Origin of the sequence: Pseudoalteromonas denitrificans DSM 6059 (assembly GCF_900112265.1) — a bacterium.
Taxonomy (GTDB): domain Bacteria; phylum Pseudomonadota; class Gammaproteobacteria; order Enterobacterales; family Alteromonadaceae; genus Pseudoalteromonas; species Pseudoalteromonas denitrificans.
Genome location: NZ_FOLO01000051.1, coordinates 1 through 3,649 on the forward strand (window position 1 = coordinate 1; position 3,649 = coordinate 3,649).

Annotated in this window: 3 protein-coding genes; all 3 read right to left on the reverse strand. The window is 38.6% G+C overall.

Annotation, left to right across the window (positions count from 1 at the left end; all coding sequences use genetic code 11):
• Nucleotides 1-66: 66 nt before the first annotated feature.
• Nucleotides 67-687, reverse strand: a complete 621-nt coding sequence (cheD, locus tag BM088_RS21215) for a chemoreceptor glutamine deamidase CheD (protein WP_091989536.1) — start codon at nt 685-687, stop codon at nt 67-69.
• Between the two features lie 69 nt (nt 688-756).
• A complete protein-coding gene (locus tag BM088_RS21220) occupies nt 757-1,581 on the reverse strand; it encodes a CheR family methyltransferase (RefSeq protein WP_091989538.1) in 825 nt (274 codons plus the stop codon).
• Nucleotides 1,582-1,681: 100 nt separating this feature from the next.
• Nucleotides 1,682-3,649: methyl-accepting chemotaxis protein (locus BM088_RS21225; protein ID WP_143085133.1), on the reverse strand; the 1,968-nt coding region annotated here is incomplete at its 5' end.

Here is a 3,649-nt window from a genome sequence, read left to right on the forward strand (position 1 = left end):
TATCTTGCTCTTCAATTTCGTGTCACTGTAAGCTTGTTTTCATTTAAATTCAGATTAAAAAAACATTCAAAACAGTTCAATATCAGTATGTGTATCTTGCTCTTCAATTTCATGTAAGTATTTGTTTTCTCTTTGCTGTATCGTATCATTGTGCATGCTACGTAATTTTTTAACCTGAGCTTTACCTGTTTCAGGATAAAACAAAACCTTACGGGGCCAAGGGCCCCCCACATCATGTGAATCTACGCTTAGCCCTTCTTGCTTTAAATATGCAGATGCAAATTTAATATTGCCTTCACCAACATTGGTCATACTTTTTATGATTTGGCCACCACCAAATAATTTTACTTTTAGGTTTTTTCTATTTCCGCCATTTTTAACGATTTCATTAATTAAAAATTCCATCGCCCAGTTGCCATACCTGCAACTCAATTGGTCTTCTACTGAACCCAATTCAGCTGACTTATTCACTGGTAACATAAAGTGATTCATACCACCAATCCCCATCACTCCATCGTATACACAAGCCGAAATACATGAGCCTAATACGGTAGATATGACTTCATTTTGCTTAGTAACATAAAACTCACCGGGTAATATTTTAGCAACGACTATCTCTCGATTACGATCCCAATAGCGTTTTATATTCTCAAATCCTGGATACACAGGCTTGAATTCATGGTGCAAAATACATCTTCCTTACTTTAATATGTATTGATAAAAGTAATTACCCATACTTTCAAACCCAGTAAATAACTATTTAATTTTTTTATATATTGTTTTACCTAATCCACTAAAACGCTTCTGCTCTTTACTCATACTCTCTGAATGACCTAAAAATAAATAACTGTCAGGCGTTAAAATATCGGCATAGTTTTGAAATAAATTTTCTTTTGTTGCAATATCAAAATAAATCACTACGTTTCGACAAAAAATAAAATCGAACGGGCCTTTCATTGGCCACTTTTGCAATAAATTTAAGCGCTTGAAGTGGATCATTTTTTTCAATTCAGGTTTAACTTTGTAGTTATCGCCTTGCTTATCTTTAAAAAACCATTTCTTTAAAGTTTCGGCTTCTAAACCCGTTGTTGAATTAGCCGAGTATTCCCCATTGCTCGCTTTAGCTAATACATTTGAGTCTAAGTCTGTGGCCAGTATTTTTACATCCCAACCTATTGGAAACATATTTGCGACTGTCATCGCGATTGAATAAGGCTCTTCGCCAGTTGAGCAGCCAGCAGACCAAATTCTAACGCGCTTTGTTGGTCGGTTTTTTTTGATTAATTCAGGCACCAATGTATTTTTTAAAAATTCAAAGTGATGCATTTCTCTAAAAAAAGATGTTAAATTTGTCGTTATGGCATTGATAAAATGGCTAAATTCTTTATCTTTATTTGAATCCAGATAATCGAGATATTGCTCAAAGTTATCTAGTTTTAAACTACGAATACGCCGTGCTAATCTTGAGTACACCATTTCTCGTTTATGTTCACCAAGCACAATACCGCATGCTTTATAAACTAAATCAACAATATGCGTAAACTCACTATCTGTCAGTAAAAACTCTTTGTCCACAACCATTCCTTTACCTTCTCAGATGAAATCAAACTATGCTAATAAACAAAATCTGCCCTTAACATAGTTTGTAAAACAAATAGTCATTCCTTATTTATTTATGAGGTTAAAACTCTTCCCATTCTTCTGACGAATCCACAAAGTCATCACCGCTAGAAGGGCTGGCTAACCTTTGTGCTCTGGAGGGTTTAGGTGTGGCTGCTTTTTGCATAGGTTGAGTCGGTGCAGGCAGCGCTGCAGAATGACCACCAGCATTTGATTTAAAGAAAGTTAATAACTGACGCATACCATTGGCTTGCTCGGCCATAGATTCACCTGCAGCAGAAGCCTCTTCAACTAATGCTGCATTTTGTTGTGTCATTTCATCCATTTGCGTAATGGCTTTATTAACTTGCTCAATGCCTGAGCTTTGCTCTTCTGACGCAACCGAAATATCCGCTATCATTTCAGTTACTTTTTGCACTGACGTGACAATTTTTTGTAACGTAGTACCTGACTCATTCACAAGCAATGTCCCATCTTCGACTTTACTCACGCTATCACGAATAAGCTCTTTAATTTCTTTGGCGGCTGCGGCTGATCTTTGGGCTAAATTACGCACCTCACCGGCGACGACTGCAAAACCTCGACCTTGCTCACCCGCTCTTGCCGCTTCAACTGCTGCATTTAATGCAAGTAAATTCGTTTGGAATGCAATTTCATCAATCACACCTATGATATCTGAGATTTTTTTGCTGGAATCATTAATTTCAGCCATGCTAGTGACGGCTCGTTGCACTACCTCACCACCTTGTGCGGCTTGATCTTGTGTATTTGCAGCAAGCTCGTTAGCAACCTTGGCATTGTCCGCATTTTGTCTTACGGTACTTGTCATTTCCTCCATGCTAGAGGCGGTTTCTTCAAGAGATGAAGCCTGCTCTTCTGTTCGCTGGCTCAAATCAGCGTTGCCTTGCGATATTTCTTCAGAGCCACTGGCAACTAAAGTCGCAGAAGTATTAATTTGCTCTATGACCTCAGTGAGTTTTTCAGCTGTGGTATTGGCATCACGTTTTAATTTATCAAATGACCCTTGGTAGTCCTTATCTATGCGTTTTGTTAAATCACCATGTGCCAATGAATCCAACATAAAGCCAGTTTCAGCCACTGCATCATCAACAATTTCCACTAAGGTATTTAACCCTTTAGTTAAGTTAAGGAAGAAACCCGCTTTACCTTCTTCTTCAACTCTGGCATCTAGCTCACCACGCCCAGCGGATGCAATTAACCCATCGATTTCTTTTTCAATTGCCACTTCTGCTGTTCTGTCATTCCACTCAACAACTGTACCTACACGATCTCCATCATCTGAATTTATCGGGTTGGCTATTAAAGCAAAAGTACGCCCGCCAACAACAATTTCCGTTTTATAAGTACTGGCCAACGTTTTTAACATATTTTGTTGGTGAGCCGGGTTTTTATGAAATACGTCTACATTTTGTCCCAGCAAATCATTACTGTTAAAGTTAGGTAAATCAGTACGTATGTCCGATTCTGCTGCCTTCATCATGCCCTGTACAGCTTCATTCATAAAGACAATATTGTTTCCTGCATCGGCTATCATGGCATTGGCAGATACATTATCAAGGGCTTGTTTAATACGTAAGTTCTCAGCAGCTTCAGCGCGCTCTTTACGTTCGATTGCGAGTCTTTCAGTTTTATCATCCCACTCTACGACTGTGCCTATTCGCTCTCCATCATCGTTAGAAACCGGTGTCGCTATCAAGCCAAAGGTAAAGCCCGCTAATTCTAAATCGGTTTTATAGGTCGATGTCAGTTTGTCTAACATGCCACGCTGATGTGATGGGTCTTTATGGAAGGTATCTATATTTGTGCCAATTAAGCTGGCCACATCAAATTTAGGTAATACCGTTTTGAGTTGCTGTTCATTGTCACTTAACATTTTAACAACAGCTTCATTCACATACACAATATTGTAATCTGCATCTGCCATCATCACATTTGCCTGACATACATCTAAAGCACTTGTAGTTCTTTGGTTAGCATTTGCGATATCTTCGGCAACTCTCTCTGCTGC